This is a genomic window from Methanomassiliicoccales archaeon (genome assembly GCA_014361295.1).
GTDB lineage: Archaea > Thermoplasmatota > Thermoplasmata > Methanomassiliicoccales > JACIVX01 > JACIVX01.
The window spans coordinates 1-1,677 of record JACIVX010000061.1 but is presented as its reverse complement, the minus strand read 5'-3'; the positions used below and the strand labels follow the sequence as shown (position 1 = coordinate 1,677).

General features: G+C 57.7%; 2 protein-coding genes. One reads left to right on the top strand and one right to left on the bottom strand.

Annotated elements, in window-relative coordinates:
• Positions 1-764, bottom strand: a 764-nt coding sequence (locus H5T41_11090; GenBank protein MBC7109303.1) for a homoserine dehydrogenase, incomplete at its 3' end; no start/stop codon positions are given.
• A gap of 167 nt (positions 765-931) precedes the next feature.
• On the opposite strand from H5T41_11090, the gene H5T41_11085 reads away from it, so the two are divergent.
• The coding region (locus tag H5T41_11085; GenBank protein MBC7109302.1) for a hypothetical protein at positions 932-1,677 on the top strand (746 nt) is incomplete at its 3' end.

Below are 1,677 nucleotides of genomic sequence, written 5' to 3'. Positions count from 1 at the left end.
TTTGGCGCGTTTTTTACCGCGACCGGATCGAGCTTGGTGATTCCCTGGCAAGGAACCTGGTTTGGAAGGAGATCTCTTCCCAGGACCATATTGGCGAGGATCACGATTTTCGCGAGGGCATCGAAGCCCTCCACATCCGCGGTGGGGTCGGTCTCGGCATAGCCCAACCTCTGGGCCTCGGCCAAGGCCTCCTCATAGGTTTTCCCCGCCTCCATTTGGGTGAGGATGAAGTTCGTGGTGCCGTTGAGGATTCCCCGCACGCGTTGGATTGGTGTGGCCAGGGCGAACTCCACGAGGGAGAAAAGCGGCGTTCCGGCCATCACTGTCCCTTCGAATCGGAATTGGACGCCGTTTGCTTTGGCTAGGGCAAGGAGTTCTTTTCCAAATAGGGCCACCGGGCCTTTGTTCGTGGTCACCACGTGTTTCTTGTTGGTGAGGCTGAACCGAATGTGTCCGGCCGCGGGCTCGCCGGTGCGCAGATCCGTGGGGGTGAGCTCCAGAACCACGTCAGCTTCGGAATCTCGGATCACCGAAAATGCGTTAAGCCCGGCCTCGCTTTTCCCTAGCTCCGAAAGGTTCCGATTTTCTTCCCAGGCCCGAGCCAGGGCCTGAAGATCCAGACCATCCGGGGAGAGGACGGTTCCGCGGCGGATGTCGTGCACGGCCACGATTTTTGGGGCGAATCCAAATCTTTCTTTAAGCCACGCGCCATGCCGAAGAAGCACGCGCACAAACCCATACCCCACATTCCCGTACCCAATCATGCACAATTTCATACTGCCTCAGTATACCTCATTCCTTGCCCGGACAGGCCTTCCATTCCGCCGAACTTTCCGTGGCCAGGAATAGGATGCCGCCTTATATCGCGTTGGCTATAGGCCAGGCTTTTTCTATACTCCTCATGATGGGGCGTCCTAGGGATGTGCAGCGGTTGGTGGAGGAATATGCGCGCCGGCTCGCGAGAGTACTTGCAGAGCTTCCTCCTGGTTGCAATGAACCTGAACTTCGCCACAGAGTTCAGCCCCTACTGCAAGAATTTGCCGCCACTGTGGGCCTTACCGCCGGGGAACGCGATGAGTACGTAGTGGCCGAAGGGAAAAGGGCTGACGCCGTTTTTGGCCAACTTGTCGTTGAATTCAAAAAGCCGGGGCTTCTGTCCTCCTCGCGCGCACTGGCTTCCGCTTGTGACCAGCTTTCTGAGTATTTACAAAAGCTTGCTGCTCGTGAGGGCCATCGCCGATTGGGTGGTGTCATATTCGACGGCCAAAAGCTTGTGTTCATGCGCTTGCGCGATGGCCGGGTCCACGCGGAGTCGCCACAACCAGCAGAAGAGCCCGCCCTTGCCGATCTTCTTTGGTGGATCTCCAGCCTTACAGGGACTGCCCTTACCGCGGAAAACCTGGTGCGGGATTTTGGTCTTGAACACCCGCGGAGCCGCGCGGCCATCGCCGCCTTTTACTCCTCCCTTACTAAAGCCGTTCTCACCGATCCCGAAGGGATGGTGGCCAAGCTTTTCCAACAATGGAGGATCTTCTTTTCCGAGGCCATCGATTACCAGGAGGCGTTCGGAGGCCGCAAGCTCGAGCCCCTCAAAAAGTGGGTGGCCAAAGCCGGGCTGGAAATCCAAACCCCTGAGGAAGCAGAACGCTTTTTCTTCGCTCTTCACACGTACTTCGC